Origin of the sequence: Enterobacter cloacae complex sp. P15RS, from assembly GCF_014895905.1 — a bacterium.
In the GTDB taxonomy this organism is placed as follows: Bacteria; Pseudomonadota; Gammaproteobacteria; order Enterobacterales; family Enterobacteriaceae; genus Enterobacter; species Enterobacter quasihormaechei.
The window spans coordinates 1-17061 of the sequence record NZ_JADBQL010000037.1 but is presented as its reverse complement, the minus strand read 5'-3'; the positions used below and the strand labels follow the sequence as shown (position 1 = coordinate 17061).

18 protein-coding genes are annotated in these 17061 nt (G+C 55.5%); 12 read left to right on the top strand and 6 right to left on the bottom strand.

The window, feature by feature from the left end; genetic code table 11:
• The first annotated feature begins 68 nt into the window (after positions 1–68).
• The 12 genes from pilM (at position 69) to trpS (ending at position 10020) form a co-directional block, all read left to right on the top strand.
• Positions 69–842: a pilus assembly protein PilM gene (gene pilM / locus IM267_RS19165; RefSeq protein WP_193034080.1), complete on the top strand. Its 774-nt coding sequence runs from the start codon at positions 69–71 to the stop codon at positions 840–842.
• The gene (locus tag IM267_RS19160; protein WP_193034079.1) at positions 842–1336 is read left to right on the top strand and encodes a PilN domain-containing protein; all 495 of its coding nucleotides are present in this window, start codon (positions 842–844) and stop codon (positions 1334–1336) included. Before pilM ends, IM267_RS19160 begins: the two co-directional genes overlap by 1 nt.
• A gap of 3 nt (positions 1337–1339) precedes the next feature.
• Positions 1340–1792 carry a DNA utilization protein HofO gene (locus tag IM267_RS19155; protein WP_193034078.1) on the top strand — a complete coding sequence of 151 codons (453 nt, stop codon included), beginning with the start codon at positions 1340–1342 and terminating at the stop codon, positions 1790–1792.
• Positions 1782–2186, top strand: a complete 405-nt coding sequence (locus IM267_RS19150) for a HofP DNA utilization family protein (protein WP_193034077.1) — start codon at positions 1782–1784, stop codon at positions 2184–2186. The genes IM267_RS19155 and IM267_RS19150 overlap by 11 nt, the downstream gene beginning before the upstream one ends.
• Entirely contained in the window at positions 2098–3336 is a 1239-nt protein-coding gene (gene hofQ / locus IM267_RS19145) for a DNA uptake porin HofQ (RefSeq protein WP_193034076.1), read from the top strand. The genes IM267_RS19150 and hofQ overlap by 89 nt, the downstream gene beginning before the upstream one ends.
• 286 nt (positions 3337–3622) lie before the next feature.
• Positions 3623–4144 (top strand): shikimate kinase AroK, encoded by a 522-nt coding sequence (gene aroK / locus IM267_RS19140; RefSeq protein WP_003861630.1) that lies wholly within the window; start codon positions 3623–3625, stop codon positions 4142–4144.
• Positions 4145–4201: 57 nt separating this feature from the next.
• Positions 4202–5290 carry a 3-dehydroquinate synthase gene (gene aroB / locus IM267_RS19135; RefSeq protein ID WP_063865743.1) on the top strand — a complete coding sequence of 363 codons (1089 nt, stop codon included), beginning with the start codon at positions 4202–4204 and terminating at the stop codon, positions 5288–5290.
• A gap of 92 nt (positions 5291–5382) precedes the next feature.
• On the top strand, positions 5383–6672 hold the full coding sequence (gene damX / locus IM267_RS19130) for a cell division protein DamX (protein ID WP_193034075.1): 1290 nt from the start codon (positions 5383–5385) through the stop codon (positions 6670–6672).
• 67 nt (positions 6673–6739) lie between these two features.
• Positions 6740–7552 (top strand): adenine-specific DNA-methyltransferase, encoded by an 813-nt coding sequence (gene dam / locus IM267_RS19125; protein WP_063449500.1) that lies wholly within the window; start codon positions 6740–6742, stop codon positions 7550–7552.
• A 39-nt stretch (positions 7553–7591) separates the two neighbouring features.
• Entirely contained in the window at positions 7592–8269 is a 678-nt protein-coding gene (gene rpe / locus IM267_RS19120) for a ribulose-phosphate 3-epimerase (RefSeq protein ID WP_003861634.1), read from the top strand.
• Positions 8262–9023, top strand: a complete 762-nt coding sequence (gene gph, locus IM267_RS19115) for a phosphoglycolate phosphatase (RefSeq protein ID WP_193034074.1) — start codon at positions 8262–8264, stop codon at positions 9021–9023. The genes rpe and gph overlap by 8 nt, the downstream gene beginning before the upstream one ends.
• A complete protein-coding gene (gene trpS / locus IM267_RS19110; RefSeq protein ID WP_023298773.1) occupies positions 9016–10020 on the top strand; it encodes a tryptophan--tRNA ligase in 1005 nt (334 codons plus the stop codon). The genes gph and trpS overlap by 8 nt, the downstream gene beginning before the upstream one ends.
• A gap of 71 nt (positions 10021–10091) precedes the next feature.
• Here the strand turns inward: trpS and IM267_RS19105 are convergent, their stop codons facing one another.
• From IM267_RS19105 to IM267_RS21485, 6 genes are all read right to left on the bottom strand, one after another.
• Positions 10092–10262, bottom strand: coding sequence for a YhfL family protein (locus IM267_RS19105; protein ID WP_008503029.1), 171 nt, complete (start codon positions 10260–10262; stop codon positions 10092–10094).
• Positions 10263–10405: 143 nt separating this feature from the next.
• Positions 10406–11779: a siroheme synthase CysG gene (cysG, locus tag IM267_RS19100; RefSeq protein ID WP_193034073.1), complete on the bottom strand. Its 1374-nt coding sequence runs from the start codon at positions 11777–11779 to the stop codon at positions 10406–10408.
• A 134-nt stretch (positions 11780–11913) separates the two neighbouring features.
• Entirely contained in the window at positions 11914–12240 is a 327-nt protein-coding gene (gene nirD, locus IM267_RS19095; RefSeq protein WP_063449497.1) for a nitrite reductase small subunit NirD, read from the bottom strand.
• Positions 12237–14780 (bottom strand): nitrite reductase large subunit NirB, encoded by a 2544-nt coding sequence (nirB, locus tag IM267_RS19090; protein ID WP_107534052.1) that lies wholly within the window; start codon positions 14778–14780, stop codon positions 12237–12239. The genes nirD and nirB overlap by 4 nt, the downstream gene beginning before the upstream one ends.
• 903 nt (positions 14781–15683) lie before the next feature.
• Positions 15684–15938 carry a hypothetical protein gene (locus tag IM267_RS19085; RefSeq protein ID WP_193034072.1) on the bottom strand — a complete coding sequence of 85 codons (255 nt, stop codon included), beginning with the start codon at positions 15936–15938 and terminating at the stop codon, positions 15684–15686.
• Between the two features lie 10 nt (positions 15939–15948).
• On the bottom strand, positions 15949–17061 hold a 1113-nt coding region (locus tag IM267_RS21485), incomplete at its 5' end, for an RHS repeat-associated core domain-containing protein (protein ID WP_193034071.1).

Sequence of the window (17061 nt, the reverse complement as noted above, 5' to 3'; positions counted from 1 at the left end):
AGTATAAAGGCAAGCCTGATTCATTGATATAGCCGTCACTCCGACGGGCGATAAGGAGATCGTGAAGCATGGCTTTTAAAACGTGGCAAACAGGCGTTCATATTCAACAGGATAAGGTGGTCGCGGTGGCGCTGACCCGGGAGCGGGCCGGCTGGCGTTTACGCCGCTGGTGGGCCGTGCCGCTGTCGGACGGCATTATCGGGGAGGGGAAAATACTCAAGCCCGATCAACTGGTTAATGCATTACGCGGCTGGCGGAAGACGTTGCCGCACGCGCATCGGGTTTTTCTCTCATTTCCGGCGACGCGCGTGCTGCAACGCGCGTTGCCCCGGCCCACCGTAGCCTTGCGCGACAGCGAACAGCTCACCTGGGTAGGGGCCACATTAGCACGTGAGCTGGAGATGCCCGCCGATACGCTCTGCTTTGACTACGCGCAGGATACGTTCAGCAACACATTTCATGTCACCGCGGCGCAAAACAGAGAGGTCGATACTCTGCTGTCGCTGGCGAAAGCGCTGCGTTTGCGCCTGGCCGCCATCGCCCCGGATGCCGGCGCGCTGGCTAATCTTCTCTCTGCTGTTGAACCCGCCCGGTGCGTGGCCTGGAGAGATGAAGACCAGTGGTTATGGGCGATGCGTCATCAGTGGGGGCGGCGCTATACCACAGAAGCGGCGACGGTGAATGAGCTGGCGGCGCTGCTTGCGCTGTCTGCTTCTGACATCGCCGTTTTTGATGCTGCTCGCGATCCCTGGGAAGCGGTGACGCTGTGTCAGCCGCCGCTGCCTGAATGCGGTGCTGAGTACACCGTCGCCCTGGCGCTGGCCATGAGCGAGGCACGTTGATGAGCATGCCCAATCTTTTACCGTGGCGTTGGCAACAGCGTATCCAGCGCCTGCGCTTCTGGGGCCTGCTGTACGTCGCCTCGTTGCTGGTGATGCTGGCGGGCGGCGTTAGCCTGCGGGCGGCTCAGTCTCTATCGTCACAGGCGTTGCAAAGCGATCTGGCGGACACGCGTGCGGTGCAGAAGGTATTGAAAGCCCGTCAGCCGCAGCCTGCGGCGCTGAATACCCCTTCGCAGCCGCCCGAGCCGGTGGCCTGGCAACCCGCGCTGGAATCTCTCGCTGGCGCCATGCCCCAGCAGGCCTGGCTGACGGCGCTGCGTTACCAGCCACCCTCGCTGATCCTGACAGGTTATGCCTCCTCACTCCCGGCGCTCTCCGCCATGACCGATGCGCTAAAAAGGGTGGCGGGTTTTAACCCCGGGCCGACAGGCGAACTGAAACAGGATAGCCAGGGGCGATGGATGTTCTCTTTTCAGCTGCATAGCCGGAGGTAACCAGTGGGGATCTGGTATCAACGCTGGGCTGATGCACGCCCTTCCCGACGCGTACTTTGCTGGTTGATGGCATCGGGGGTCATCGCGTTTGTGATGTGGGGGCTGCTGCTCAGACCCGCAGCTCTTCGCCACGCCGATATTCAGGCGCAGGCCATCAGTACACAGCGGATTAATGCCTCGCTGTGGCCAGAAGCCAGACGGCGACCGGGGGTTACGCAAGGGAAGCCCTTGCAGCCCTTTTCTCCGCTGGCATTTCAGCGTGAGGACGCAAGGCTGGTGTACTGGAAGCCGCAAAAGAGTGGGGGAGAGCTGGCGCTGGATATCTCATGGAGTGCCGTTCCGGCGCTCTTTTCACGGCTGGCGCTTAAGAACGTGCGGGTGAGCGCATTTGATCTTACGCCTCAGGGCAAACAGCTACGCCTCAGCCTGCAACTGGAGGTCGGTCATGCGCGGTAAAGCCCGTTTGCTGATCCTGCTTTCTCCGCTTTTCCTGACCGGGATGCGGGATCCCTTCTCAGTGCCACACGAGAGCTGCGCCGCAGGGCAACTGAGCCAGTGGCGTTATCAGGGGATAGTCAGTGGCGGCATGGATATCGGCCTTATGCAGGACGAGCAGAAACGCTGGCACCGGGTAAAAACGCAGATGCGGTTACCGCCAGGCTGGCGGGTGAGTGCGATAGATAAACAACAACTGACCGTTGATGTCGGCGACATGTGCGAGCCGAAGCGATGGACATGGCAACGAGAAGGAACGAAAAAAAGTGAAGTTAAGGATATTGCTGTTGCTGACGGCACTCAGCCAACCCCTGTGGGCCGCCACGCCAAAACCGGTCACCCTGCTGGTGGATGATGTCCCGGTGGTGCAGATTTTACAGGCATTGATAGCACAGGCGGACCGCAATCTGGTGGTCTCGCCGGACGTCAGCGGTTCGCTTTCGCTGAATTTAACACGGGTGCCCTGGAGGCAGGCGCTCCAGACGGTAGTGAACAGCGCCGGGCTGGTATTGCGGGAAGAGGGCGGCATTTTTTATGTGCATACGGCGGCCTGGCAACGGGAACAACAGACGCGTAAAGAGCAGGAGCGGGCCCAGCGTCTGCTCGATGCCCCGCTTCTCTCTCACAGCATTCCGTTTGCCTGGGCGGATGCAGCCGAATTGCAAAAAGCGGCGGAGAAGCTCTTAAGCCCGAAAGGCAGTCTGTCCGTCGACAAGCGCACCAATCGTCTCCTGATAAGGGATAACCAGACGGTTGTGGACACGCTCTCGCGCTGGGCGGCGCAGATGGATCTGCCCATCGAGCAGGTGGAGCTGGCGGCGCAAATCGTGACCATCAATGAAAAAAGCCTGCGCGAGCTGGGCGTGAAGTGGAGTCTCGCCGAGGCGTCGGAGGCGGGAAAAGTGGGGCAGGTGACGACGCTTGGTGCCGATCTGTCGGTCGCCAGCGCAACCACCCACGTGGGGTTCAACATCGGGCGCATCAACGGCAGGATGCTGGATCTTGAGCTGTCTGCGCTTGAGCAAAAGCAGCAGGTGGACATTATCGCCAGCCCGCGGCTGCTGGCGTCGCATATGCAGCCGGCCAGCATCAAGCAGGGCAGTGAAATTCCGTATCAGGTTTCCAGCGGCGAGAGCGGGGCGACATCCGTTGAATTTAAAGAGGCGGTATTAGGGATGGAGGTCACACCGGTAGTGCTGCCAGGCGGCCGCGTACGTCTGAAGCTGCATATCAGTGAAAATATGCCCGGACAGGTACTGCAACAGGCAGACGGCGAAACGCTGGCGATTGATAAACAGGAGATCGAAACGCAGGTAGAAGTAAAAAGTGGGGAAACGATCGCGCTGGGCGGGATCTTTTCGCAAAAGAATAAAACCGGACGCGATAGCGTGCCTGTGCTGGGCAACATACCGTGGCTGGGTCAGTTGTTTCGCCATGACGGAAAAGATAACGAACGGCGCGAGCTGGTGGTGTTTATCACGCCACGTCTGGTCAGTATTCATTAATGGGTAACGATCCCCGCAATGATTTTGCATTCAGTTTGTTGCAGATGTTTGACGTGGGGCATGAATTAGCATACAAGGAGTACCGATTTGAGTTGGACTTACGTCTTATTTCCTTATGCGCCGGGAACGGTGATTTAATCAGTTGCCAAACAAGCCGGAGTATTGAGATAATTTTTCGTCTGACTCTCGCTCTATTGCAAATGAGGTTTCAGTTCATGTCCTGCTACGCCAGGTGTCTGCGCAGCGGGGATTACCATTAACGAATAGTCTTAGTAGTACCGAAAAAATGGCAGAGAAACGCAATATCTTTCTGGTTGGGCCTATGGGTGCCGGCAAAAGCACTATTGGGCGTCAGTTAGCTCAACAACTCAATATGGAATTTTACGATTCTGATCAAGAGATTGAGAAACGAACCGGAGCGGATGTGGGCTGGGTCTTCGACGTAGAAGGCGAAGAAGGTTTCCGTGACCGAGAAGAAAAAGTGATCAACGAACTCACGGAAAAACAGGGCATTGTGCTGGCAACAGGCGGCGGCTCTGTAAAATCTCGCGAAACCCGCAACCGTCTCTCCGCCCGTGGCGTAGTGGTCTATCTTGAGACGACCATCGAAAAACAGCTGGCACGCACGCAGCGTGATAAAAAGCGCCCGTTGTTGCAGGTTGAAACACCGCCACGTGAAGTTCTGGAAGCTTTGGCCGATGAACGCAATCCTCTGTACGAAGAGATTGCTGATGTGACCATTCGTACTGACGATCAAAGCGCTAAAGTGGTTGCAAACCAGATTATTCATATGCTGGAAAGCAACTGATTCTGGCTTTATATACACTCGCCTGCGGGTAAAAGCATTTAAGGTGGATGTCGCGTCATGGAGAGGATTACAGTTACTCTCGGGGAACGTAGTTACCCTATCACCATCGCGGCTGGTTTGTTTAACGATCCAGCTTCCTTCTTACCACTGAAAGCGGGTGATCAGGCGATGCTGGTCACCAACGAGACGCTGGCTCCGCTTTATCTCGACCGTGTACGCCACCTGCTTGAGCAGGCGGGCGTGAAGGTCGACAGTGTGATTCTGCCCGATGGCGAGCAGTACAAAAGCCTGACGGTACTGGATACCGTCTTTACCGCACTTCTGCAAAAACCGCACGGTCGTGATACAACACTGCTTGCTCTTGGCGGCGGCGTTGTGGGCGATCTGACCGGTTTTGCAGCCGCCAGCTATCAGCGCGGTGTGCGCTTTATTCAAATTCCAACCACGTTGCTGTCACAGGTCGATTCTTCTGTAGGCGGTAAAACGGCGGTTAACCATCCGCTCGGCAAAAACATGATTGGCGCGTTCTACCAGCCTGCATCGGTGGTGGTGGATCTCGACTGTCTGAAAACGTTGCCAGCACGCGAACTGGCGTCTGGCCTTGCAGAAGTGATCAAATACGGCATTATTCTTGATGGTGAGTTCTTCAACTGGCTGGAAGAGAATATGGATGCACTGCTGCGCCTCGATGGGCAGGCAATGGCCTACTGTATTCGCCGTTGCTGTGAGCTGAAAGCAGAAGTCGTTGCCGCAGATGAGCGTGAAACCGGCTTACGTGCTTTACTGAATCTGGGGCATACGTTTGGTCACGCGATCGAAGCCGAAATGGGCTACGGTAACTGGCTTCACGGTGAAGCTGTCGCTGCCGGGATGGTTATGGCGGCCCGTGCCTCTGAACGTCTGGGGCAGTTCAGGCCGGAAGAGACAGCGCGTATCATTGCGTTGCTTAAGCGCGCTGGCTTGCCGGTGAGTGGTCCGCAGGAAATGTCTGCGCAGGCGTACCTTCCCCACATGATGCGCGATAAAAAAGTATTGGCAGGTGAGATGCGTCTGGTGCTCCCGCTTGCAATAGGGAAAAGTGAAGTGCGCGGCGGAGTGCCGCACGAAGTCGTACTTGGCGCTATTGCTGATTGTCAGCAGGCGTAACAACTAGAAAGGTCAGACCGCTGTAACAGGTGGTCGTTTTAGCTTCAGGTAAATGCAGAGTCGTTGGCAGAAGCCTTTGAGTGGGGTGTTAAATGGATGAATTCAAACCAGAAGACGAGCTGAAACCCGATCCCAGCGATCGTCGTACTGGTCGTTCTCGTCAATCTTCAGAACGTGATAACGAGCCGCAGATCAACTTTGACGATGTCGATCTGGATGCAGACGATCGTCGCCCTTCGCGTAGCCGCAACGCGCGCAATGAGCGTGAAGACGAGGCGTTTGAATCCGAAGAAGAGTTAATGGATGAACAGCCTGTTGAACGTCGTCCGCGCAAGCGTAAAAAAGCGGTAGCGGCAAAACCGGCCTCCCGTCAGTACATCATGATGGGCCTTGGCGTTCTGGTGCTGGTACTGCTGATTGTCGGCATTGGTTCCGCGCTAAAAGCCCCTTCTACCCATTCTACCGAGCAGACCGCGTCTGCCGAGAAGAGCATCGACCTGTCTGGTAACGATGCGAGCAACCAGGCGAATGGCGCTCAGCCTGCGCCGGGCACCACCTCCGCAGAGCAGACCGCAGGCAACACCAGCGCCGGTCAGGATATCTCTCTGCCGCCCGTCTCTGCTACCCCGACTCAGGGCCAGGCACCCGCTACGCCTGAAGGCCAGCAGCGTGTTGAGGTTCAGGGCGATCTGAACAACGCGCTGATGCAGCCGCAGAATCAGGAGCAGGTTAACAACGCCGTGGTGAACTCCACGCTGCCAACTGAACCCGCCACCGTTGCGCCAGTGCATGGCAGCAATGCCCAGCAGCAAACTGCGGCAACGGAAACCAAACCGCGCCAGACGCAGACTGCGCCGCGTCAGGAACGTAAGCAGGCCGTGATTGAGCCGAAGCGTGAGACGAAACCACAGGCTGTGGCAAAAGCGCCAGAAACGAAAGCGCCAGCGCAGACAAAACCTGCGGTGAGCCAGCCGGTTAAAGCGCCAACGCCTGCGGCAACCGCTGCACCGAAAGCAACGGCGACCACAACCGCGCCTGCGGCACCGGCTGCAACGCCAGCCGCTAGTGCATCCGGCACTACGGCAGGGAAAACGACGGGTAACGTGGGTTCTCTTAAAGCTGCGTCATCCAGCAACTACACGTTGCAGCTGAGCAGTTCGTCTAACTACGACAACCTCAACGCCTGGGCGAAGAAATCGAATCTGAAAAACTATGTGGTTTATCAGACGACCCGTAACGGACAGCCGTGGTACGTGCTGGTAAGCGGTGTTTATGCTTCTAAAGATGAAGCAAAACGTGCCGTCTCCACGCTGCCAGCCGATGTGCAGGCGAAAAATCCGTGGGCGAAGCCGATTCATCAGGTGCAGGCCGATCTGAAGTAATGTTTAAAGCGCAGGATGCTGTCGGAGCTTTCTCCACAGCCGGAGAAGGTGTAATCAGTTAGTCAGCATGAAAAAAAATCGCGCTTTTCTGAAATGGGCAGGGGGGAAATACCCCCTGCTCGATGATATTAAAAAGCACCTGCCGAAAGGCGAGTGTCTTATCGAGCCCTTCGTGGGTGCTGGATCGGTGTTCCTGAATACCGATTTTTCTCGTTATATCCTGGCGGATATCAACAGCGACCTTATCAGCCTCTATAACATCGTCAAACTGCGTACCGATGAGTACGTGGAAGAGGCGCGGAAGCTGTTTACCCCAGAGAACAACAACCCGGACGTCTACTATCAGTTCCGCGCTGAGTTTAATCAGAGCCAGGATCCGTTCCGTCGCGCGCTGTTGTTTCTTTATCTCAACCGCCATGGCTACAACGGCTTGTGCCGGTATAATCTGCGTGGCGAGTTTAACGTGCCGTTTGGCCGCTATAAGCGCCCCTACTTCCCGCAGGACGAACTGTATCACTTTGCTGAAAAAGCGCAGAATGCCGAATTCTATTGCCTCTCCTATGAAGAGTGCATGGAGCTGGCGGGCGTAAACTCGGTGGTTTACTGCGACCCGCCTTACGCGCCGCTGTCTGCCACGGCAAATTTCACCGCCTACCATACCAACAGCTTTAGCCCTGCCGAGCAGGCGCGTCTGGCGGAGTTGGCGGAAAAGCTGGTCAGCAAAAGAATTCCGGTGTTAATTTCGAATCACGACACGCCTGATACGCGCGAATGGTACAAAGCCGCGAAGCATTTTCAGGTAAAAGTGCGGCGTAGCATTAGCAGCAACGGCGGCACACGTAAAAAGGTGGACGAACTTCTGGCGCTTTATCGACCCTGAGCCTTTGCCCGCCGGTAAACACATTTCAAGGAGATGCGGATGAAACAGTTTTTGATTGCTCCCTCAATTCTGTCGGCCGATTTTGCCCGCCTGGGTGAAGACACTGCCAAAGCTCTCGCGGCTGGCGCGGACGTCGTCCATTTCGACGTGATGGATAACCACTACGTTCCCAACCTGACCATCGGTCCGATGGTGCTTAAAGCGCTGCGTAATTACGGGATCACCGCGCCCATTGACGTGCATCTGATGGTGAAGCCGGTTGACCGCATCGTGCCTGATTTTGCCGCAGCGGGTGCCAGCATCATCACTTTCCACCCGGAAGCCTCCGAGCACGTTGACCGCACGCTGCAACTGATCAAAGAGAACGGCTGTAAGGCGGGGCTGGTCTTTAACCCGGCGACCCCGCTGAGCTATCTCGACTACGTGATGGACAAGCTGGACGTGATCCTGCTGATGTCCGTTAACCCGGGCTTTGGCGGCCAGTCGTTTATCCCACAGACCCTCGACAAACTGCGTGAAGTGCGCCGCCGTATCGATGAGTCTGGCTATGATATTCGCCTGGAAGTGGACGGCGGCGTGAAGGTGAATAATATCGGTGAGATTGCGGCTGCGGGTGCGGATATGTTCGTTGCGGGCTCCGCCATCTTCGATCAGCCGGATTACAAAAAAGTTATTGATGAAATGCGCCGTGAACTGGCGAAGGTAAGTCATGGATAAATTGCAGGCTATTCGGGGTGTAGCATTTGACCTCGACGGCACGCTGGTCGACAGCGCGCCAGGATTAACCAGCGCCGTCGATCGGGCGCTGTATGCGCTTGAACTCCCCGTTGCGGGCGAAGAGCGCGTCGTGACGTGGATTGGTAACGGTGCGGACGTGCTGATGGAGCGCGCGCTGGCCTGGGCGCGTCAGGAGCGCGCCTCTCAGCGTTCCGCACAGGGAAAACCGAGCGTTGATCTCGCGGATATCCCCCAGGACGAACAGCAGCGTATTCTGCGTAAACTGTTCGACCGTTTCTATGAAGAGACCGTCGAAGAGGGCAGTTTCCTGTTCCCGGATGTCGCTGAAACCCTGAGCGCGCTGCACGCGAAAGGCATCCCGCTGGGGCTGGTGACCAACAAGCCAACACCGTTCGTTGCGCCTCTGCTGGAAGCGCTGGATATCGCGAAATACTTCTCCGTGATTGTGGGCGGCGATGACGTGCAGAATAAAAAGCCGCATCCGGAACCGCTACTGCTGGTGGCAGGAAAATTATCCTTAGCGCCGGCGGAGCTGCTCTTTGTCGGAGATTCCCGCAATGATATTCTGGCTGCCAGAGCGGCAGGTTGCCCGTCTGTTGGGTTGACCTACGGCTACAACTACGGTGAGGCCATTACGCTGAGTGAGCCGGACGTTGTGTTCGACCACTTCAAAGATTTGTTGCCCGCACTCGGGCTCTCGCACAGTGAACATCAGGAATTGAATAATGACTAAGCCCATCGTTTTTAGTGGCGCACAGCCTTCAGGTGAACTGACCATTGGTAACTACATGGGTGCGTTACGTCAGTGGGTGAGCATGCAGGATGACTACCACTGCATTTATTGCATCGTGGATTTGCATGCTATCACCGCGCGTCAGGATCCCGAGAAGCTGCGTAAAGCGACGCTGGATACGCTGGCGCTGTATCTGGCCTGCGGTATCGATCCCGAGAAGAGCACCATTTTCGTTCAGTCTCACGTGCCGGAGCACGCGCAGCTGGGCTGGGCGCTGAACTGCTACACCTACTTCGGTGAGCTGAGCCGCATGACCCAGTTCAAGGATAAGTCTGCCCGTTACTCTGAAAACATTAACGCCGGTCTGTTTGACTATCCGGTGCTGATGGCGGCCGATATTCTGCTGTACCAGACCAACCAGGTGCCGGTGGGTGAAGACCAGAAGCAGCATCTGGAGCTGAGCCGCGATATCGCCCAGCGCTTCAACGCGCTGTACGGCGACGTGTTCAAGGTGCCGGAGCCGTTTATTCCAAAATCCGGCGCGCGCGTGATGTCGCTGCTGGAGCCGACCAAAAAGATGTCCAAGTCTGACGATAACCGCAACAACGTTATCGGCCTGCTGGAAGATCCGAAATCGGTGGTGAAAAAGCTCAAGCGTGCGGTAACCGACTCCGACGAGCCGCCGGTAGTGCGCTACGACGTGCAGAATAAAGCGGGCGTATCCAACCTGCTGGACATCCTCTCCGGCGTAACCGGACAGAGCATCCCTGAGCTGGAAAAACACTTCGAAGGCAAGATGTACGGCCACCTGAAAGGCGAAGTAGCTGACGCCGTTTCCGGTATGCTGACCGAGTTGCAGGAGCGCTATCATCGTTACCGTAACGACGAAGCTTTCCTGCAAAAAGTGATGAAAGAGGGCGCGGAAAAAGCCAGCGCGCGCGCGTCGGAAACCCTGAAAGCGGTGTACGAGGCGATTGGGTTTGTGGCGAAACCTTAAGCCGCCACCCGACAAATACGGACTCAATAAAAAACCGGGAAATTCCCGGTTTTTTTACGCCTGAAAAATGCTTACTGCTGTGCCGCCGGGCCGCAACCGCCAATGATCTTCGAAATGGAGATCGCCGGGTGCAGCAGGTAATCATAGCTGCAATTATTTTTAGTATTTTGAACGTGACCGGTGCAGGCCGTCAGAGTTGATAACAGGCCGACCAGAACGGCAGCTTTTGCCAGTTTGAACATACGCATTCCTTGTCTAAAAATCTAAAATTGGATGTAACACGAGGGAATAAATGGAAAAGTTCCATTATGCGGGCGGTATGTTATCGACTGAGGTATGAAGGGAGTAGTCCGCATAAGGACTACTCCAGGAAGAGAGACTATGGTTAGTGGTTCGAGAACCAGTTCAGCTTTTCGCGCAGCTCAACCACGCGTCCAACAACGATCAGCGCCGGGCTTTGAACCTGCTGCGCCAGCTCGCCCAACTGCGTCAGCACGCCATCAACCACGCGCTGCGTAATGGCGGTACCGTTTTCTACCAGCGCGACCGGCATATCTGCTTCCATGCCGTGCTCCAGCAGTTTCGCCTGAATAGTGGCGGCCTGATTTAGCCCCATATAGAAGACCAGCGTCTGCTTTTCAGCGGCCAGATTATGCCAGTCCAGCTCGCTGCCGGTTTTCAGGTGCCCCGTTACCAGGCGCACGCTCTGGGCATAATCGCGGTGGGTCAACGGGATACCGGAATAGGCAGAACAGCCGGATGCCGCCGTAATGCCCGGCACTACGGAGAACGGAATACCCGCGTTGCACAGGGTTTCCAGCTCTTCGCCGCCGCGACCAAAGATAAACGGATCGCCACCCTTCAGGCGCACCACGCGCTTACCTTTTTGCGCTTCCCGCAGCAGGATCTGGTTGATCTCTTCCTGCGGCACGCAGTGATAGCCCGCCCGTTTGCCGACGAACACGCGGTCAGCATCCCGGCGTACCAGGTTCATGATGTCATCAGAGACCAGACGGTCATACACCACGATATCGGCCTGCTGGATCTGCTGTAGGCCTTTCAGCGTCAGCAGGCCCGCATCGCCGGGACCTGCGCCCACCAGCACCACTTCACCGCGGTGATCCAGCGGTTCAGAGAGAAGCTGCTCGGTGGTCTCTTCAACCGCCTTTGCGTCCTGATTGGCCAGCGACTGCGCCAGCCTGTCGTTGACAAAGAATTTCTCCCAGAAGCGACGACGCTCGCCCACGGTTGAGAAGGTTTGCTTCACGCGGGAACGAAGCTGCCCGGCGTAGTGGGCAATCTGGCCGAGATGCTGCGGCAGCACGGCCTCCAGTTTTTCCCGCAGCAGGCGCGCAAGCACGGGCGAGCGGCCGCCGGACGACACCGCAATCATCAGCGGTGAACGGTCGATAATCGACGGCATGATAAAGCTCGCCTCTTTCGGCGCATCCACCACGTTACAGAAGATGCGGCGCGCTTCGCAGGCGTCGCTGACGCGCTGGTTAACGTCATCGTTATCCGTTGCGGCGATGGTCAGCCAGCAGGTTTCCAGCAGGGATTCATCAAATTCGCCCTGCACCAGCGTGAGCACCCCTTCCTGCGCCCAGACGTCAAACTGTGGGGCGAAGGTGAGGGCGTTAACGGTCAGGCGGGCGCCAGCCTCCAGAAGCAGGCGGGCTTTGCGCTCAGCCACATCGCCGCCGCCCACGAGCAGGCAGTCGCGGTTGCGTAATTGACAAAAAATCGGCAGGTGATCCACGACGTTACCTCACAGCATTCATAGCGGGGGAAGAATTGACGTCAGGATAACAGCAGGGATCGTACAGAACATACGGTTTTTCCTGCTGCTACCCACAAGAGGTCATAAGCCTTTCCTATTGGAAAGGCGGAGGGTTACGCTTTCAGCTGCACCTCGCCGTCCTTCACGCGGACGTCGTAGTGCTTCACAGAGAAGCTTTCGTCTTCCATGCAGCGCCCGTCGGTTAAGCGGAAGCGCTGCTTTTTCAGCGGGCTGGCGACCCACAGGTCGCCCTGGTGCTCGGCAATCAGTCCGCGGGAGAGCACGCTGGCCTCAAAAAACGGGTCGATATTGCTGATGGCAAAGACCTGTTCATCGTGGCGAGGGCGGAAAATCGCCACCTGCTCGTTACCCAGCAAAGCACAGACGCCGGTTGCTGGCAGAATGTCATTAATGTTGCAGATGTTTACCCACTGGCTCATGCGTTTTCCTCCACCAGCATCACCGGAATGCGTTCATACGGGGTTGCAGGACGATGCTGTTCGCGCTCCGGCACCACCTGCACGTTCGGGTCGCGCTGGGTGCTGTTGATAAAGTGTTTGAAGCGCGTCTGCGCCGCAGGCGTGTTCACGGTTTCGGTCCACTCGCAGATCACCGCCTCGCGCAGGCGAGCCATCTCGGACTCCAGCTGTTCGTTCAGACCCAGCTTGTCGTCAATGATGACCGACTTCAGGTAGTCGATACCGCCTTCTAGATTATCCAGCCAGGACGCGGTACGGGTCAGCTTATCGGCGGTACGAATGTAGAACATCATGAAGCGGTCGAGATACTTGATCAGCGTATCGCGATCGAGATCCGCCGCCAGCAGATCCGCGTGGCGAGGTTTCATCCCGCCGTTGCCGCACACGTACAGGTTCCAGCCTTTCTCGGTGGCGATGATACCCACGTCTTTACCCTGCGCTTCGGCACATTCACGGGTACAGCCTGAGACGCCGAACTTCATTTTGTGCGGGGTACGGATGCCTTTGTAGCGGTTTTCCAGCTCGACGCCGAAGCCCACGCTGTCGCCTACGCCGTAGCGGCACCAGGTGCTGCCCACGCAGGTTTTCGCCATGCGCAGCGCTTTGGCATACGCGTGACCAGTTTCGAAGCCCGCTTCAATCAGCTGACGCCAGATTTCCGGCAGATCGTCTTTCTGCGCACCAAACAGGCCGATACGCTGAGAACCGGTGATTTTGGTGTACAGGTTAAACTCACGGGCGATACGGCCCACGGCGACCAGCCCTTCCGGAGTGATTTCCCCTCCGGCAGAACGCGGGATCACCGAGTAAGTCCCGTCTTTCTGAATGTTGGCCAGGAAGTTGTCGTTAGTGTCCTGAAGCGGGGTGTGCTCTGGTTTGAGCACATACTCGTTCCAGCAGGACGCCAGCAGGGAACCGACGGTAGGCTTACACACTTCACAGCCGTAGCCCTGGCCATGTTTCTCCAGCAGCTCGTCGAAGGATTTGATGCCTTCCACACGGATCAGGTGATACAGCTCCTGGCGAGAGTAAGCGAAGTGCTCGCACAGGTTGTTGTTCACTTCGATGCCCTGTTTCGCCAGTTCAGCGTTCAGCACCTGCGTGACCAGCGGAATACAGCCGCCGCAGCCGGTACCGGCTTTGGTTTCGGCTTTCAGCGCCGCAACGGTGTGGCAGCCTTTGTTGATGGCGGAGATCAGCATGCCTTTGGTGACGTCGAAGCAGGAGCAAATCTGCGCGCTGTCCGGCAGTTTATCTACGCCGATCGACGGTTTACCGCTGGAGGCGTGCGCCGGCAGGATCAGCGCGTCCGGGTTTTCCGGCAGCTCAATGGCGTTCAGCACCAGCTGGAGCAGGTTACCGAAGTCGCTGGTATCGCCCACCAGCACCGCACCGAGCAGGGTTTTGTTGTCCTGGCTGACGATAAGGCGTTTGTAGACCTCTTTGCTTTCGTCCAGATAGACGTAGCTGCGGGAGTTCGGGGTGCGGCCATGCGCATCGCCAATGCCGCCTACGTCCACGCCCAGCAGCTTCAGCTTGGCGCTCATGTCTGCGCCGGTAAAGGCGTTTTCGTTGCCGAGGATATGGTCAACGGCAACCTGCGCCATTTTGTATCCTGGCGCCACCAGACCGTACACGCGGTTATTCCAGCTGGCACATTCGCCGATGGCGTAGATATCCGGATCGGAGGTCTGGCAGGTATCGTTGATCATGATCCCGCCGCGCTGGGCGACGGCCAGGCCGCACTGCGTGGCGAGCTTGTCGCGTGGACGAATACCGGTGGAGAAGACGATGAAGTCCACTTCCAGCTCGCTGCCGTCGGCAAAGCGCATGGTTTTACGCGCTTCGGTACCTTCCTGCACGATCTCTTTGGTGTTTTTGCTGGTGTGAACCTTCACGCCCATGCTTTCGATTTTACGGCGTAGCTGATCGCCACCCATGTGGTCCAGCTGTTCCGCCATCAGCATCGGGGCAAATTCGATGACGTGGGTTTCAACGCCGAGGTTTTTCAGCGCGCCTGCCGCTTCCAGGCCCAGCAGACCACCGCCGACAACCGCACCGCGTTTGCTTCTACGCGCGCAGGATTCAATGGCGTTGAGGTCTTCAATGGTACGGTAAACGAAGCAATCCTGGGTTTCCGACCCTTTAATCGGCGGGATCCACGGATACGAGCCAGTCGCCATGATCAGCTTATCGTAAAAAACCGTACGCCCGGCGCTGGAGTGGATCACTTTCTCCTGACGGTTGATGGTGATAGCGCGTTCGCCCACCAGCACTTTTACGCCATGCTTCTCGTAGAACCCGTCGCGCACCAGAGAGAGCTCTTCGGCGGTATGGTGGGAGAAGTAGGAAGACAGGTGCACACGGTCGTACGCCTTGCGGGGTTCTTCACAGAACACGGTAATATCGAACTGGTCAGCATCGGCTTTATCGAGAAGATCCTCAATAAAGCGGTGGCCGACCATGCCGTTACCGATGATAGCGAGTCTGACTTTGCTCATTTTTGCCTCGATTTCTTTTCTATTACTGCCTACCTTAACGATTCAGCAGAGGCACTTATTGATGCAAATCAAATACGCCTTAAACTACTCCTTAGGTGGTAGATTGCTGATTTGTCAGGATTTTTATAAGTTCTGGAAATCGCAGACTTTTCGTCATCGTTGATTTTGTGTACAAATTAAGGGGCTAAATTTTAAAAAAGGGTACTCCTAAATTTCAGCCGGTTTTTTAGAGAAAGGTATGTCTACAACACCGCTTTGACTTGTGCAGAACGTTCATTTACCCGGTCGGGAAGGGCTATGGCAGATCGTCAGCAGCATTCATCTTATGCGTACCCGTGTAGGTATTTTTGATCGCGCATTCTGCCAGCGAAATGACAAAGAGCCACAACACCAACTGCTCTACATCTGTAACAGGATTCAGCGGGTATCCATACATTTTTTAACACTCTCTCAACCTAATCAAAACTTCCATGATACTTCAACCCTGCGCCGAGTACTCCCCTTAGCAGACGTCCCCTCAAGGTATATCAAGCCAGCGACAGATAATGGTATAAGCAGAGTTTAAGCCGTTGTGTATAAACTGACACGGACTGTCCATCCATTTGTTGACGTCTTAAAATCTTCCTAATCCTCAATATCGAAATCTTCAGCTTTTACAAAATTATAAACAACGATTCTGGTCATCTTTCCCCCAAGAGTGACGATATCCTCTGGTAAAATCTCATTACCACCTAAATATTTCATCCTTGAAACTGTAAAGGGGCAAACGGCTCTATAGGTAAAAAACCTGCCGGATGCGGAAGACCGTTAGATGCATAGACAGTACCCTTTTCTTCCAAAAAAAACTGATAATTATCAGGGGCATTATTCGCTTATATAAATAATTTGCCCAAAATGATTTAATTATTTTTTATTTTTGGCAGGATCTTTAGCTTTCTTTATTAACCATTCACCTAATCCATATATCACGCCAAAAAACACCCCTTTCTTAACAGAAAAGATAAATTCGTTGTAAAAATGGAATGTAAATACGCCAGCCTTCACTCCCTGAAAAATAGAAACGCCAAGCAGTGCTAAATAAAGAGCGACGCTAACAGAAATACAGCATTTGACTGTCAATATTAGAAGGGTTATATACGGGCTTTGCTTTGTGTTCATTTTATTGTACTTACTCATTAAGTTTTTCGACAGTTTGGCTTGTAGTAACCTCAGTTACAATAGCTCCAACTCCTGTGGAAATATTACTACCGACAGTCGTTCCTAAACCTTTTGCTGTGCCATATCCGGTTATAGTACCAAAAACTGTTGAAATAATGCCTTCGACTGTCTGAGCAGTTCCTTTAATTATATTACTAATCGAGTAACCGGCGACATTTATCCCTGTGGTTGCCAGCAGACCACGACCTTCTGTCAAAATCCCTACATTAGTTGCGACGTAAGTGTCACTAAAACTAAAATCTCCGCCATTCCATATTTGATTTAAAGCGTTAGCTCCACCGGTTAAGGCTCCTGATATTGCTAAGGGAGCGGAAAAACAGGCAACTGCCGTCACAGACGCAAGGGAAGCAGAACCGTATATCCACCCCTCTATATATTGTCTTGCTTGTTTTGGTAAATCTCCTTTTGCCATGTGGTTAAATGCAGCAGTAGCCTCTTCAGGAGATGCTCCTGATTCTGCCATCGAAAAACCCAACGAACCTGCGGCCTGCATATAATTATTGAACCCCGTACCAAATCCAGCAAATGGCTGCAACCCCAATGGATCTGCATATGCCACAGGATCCAACGGATATATATAAGGATTCCATCCCCCCGCCAGCCCTATCGGATCCTGCGTGATATACCTTCCCTGCGCCGGGTCGTAATACCGGTGCCGGTTATAACAGAGCCCCGTCTCCGCATCGTACTGCTGACCCGGCAGGCGGAGAAGCTGTGCCAGCCCGTCCGGGTTATCCTCCCGCAGCACGTTCCCCCATTCATCGTACTCCGCCTGCCACGCGACACGCCCGTCATGACATATCAGCGCCAGCGGCAGCCCCCGGTGGTCGCAGTGGTACAGGTGCAGTTTACGCAGCGGCGTGTACACCGGCTCCAGCTGTCGCGCCATCTGCTCCGCCGTCAGTCCACACTGCGCCAGCCACTGCTGATTAGCAGCACTGATTTCCCCGCACCGCAGCTCCGCCTCCAGCCCGTCAAGCATCGTCACCAGTACCGGGGGGAACGTGACGTTTGCGTCCTGCTGCAGCTTCTGCGCCAGCGTACGGTATCCCGCCTGCGCCAG

Coding starts and splice junctions, on each gene's coding strand:
- pilM (WP_193034080.1), top strand. CDS start 69: ATGGCTTTTAAAACGTGGCAAACAGGCGTTCATATTCAACAGGATAAG.
- IM267_RS19160 (WP_193034079.1), top strand. CDS start 842: ATGAGCATGCCCAATCTTTTACCGTGGCGTTGGCAACAGCGTATCCAG.
- IM267_RS19150 (WP_193034077.1), top strand. CDS start 1,782: ATGCGCGGTAAAGCCCGTTTGCTGATCCTGCTTTCTCCGCTTTTCCTG.
- aroK (WP_003861630.1), top strand. CDS start 3,623: ATGGCAGAGAAACGCAATATCTTTCTGGTTGGGCCTATGGGTGCCGGC.
- aroB (WP_063865743.1), top strand. CDS start 4,202: ATGGAGAGGATTACAGTTACTCTCGGGGAACGTAGTTACCCTATCACC.
- damX (WP_193034075.1), top strand. CDS start 5,383: ATGGATGAATTCAAACCAGAAGACGAGCTGAAACCCGATCCCAGCGAT.
- dam (WP_063449500.1), top strand. CDS start 6,740: ATGAAAAAAAATCGCGCTTTTCTGAAATGGGCAGGGGGGAAATACCCC.
- rpe (WP_003861634.1), top strand. CDS start 7,592: ATGAAACAGTTTTTGATTGCTCCCTCAATTCTGTCGGCCGATTTTGCC.
- gph (WP_193034074.1), top strand. CDS start 8,262: ATGGATAAATTGCAGGCTATTCGGGGTGTAGCATTTGACCTCGACGGC.
- trpS (WP_023298773.1), top strand. CDS start 9,016: ATGACTAAGCCCATCGTTTTTAGTGGCGCACAGCCTTCAGGTGAACTG.
- IM267_RS19105 (WP_008503029.1), bottom strand. CDS start 10,262: ATGTTCAAACTGGCAAAAGCTGCCGTTCTGGTCGGCCTGTTATCAACT.
- nirD (WP_063449497.1), bottom strand. CDS start 12,240: ATGAGCCAGTGGGTAAACATCTGCAACATTAATGACATTCTGCCAGCA.
- nirB (WP_107534052.1), bottom strand. CDS start 14,780: ATGAGCAAAGTCAGACTCGCTATCATCGGTAACGGCATGGTCGGCCAC.
- IM267_RS19085 (WP_193034072.1), bottom strand. CDS start 15,938: ATGAACACAAAGCAAAGCCCGTATATAACCCTTCTAATATTGACAGTC.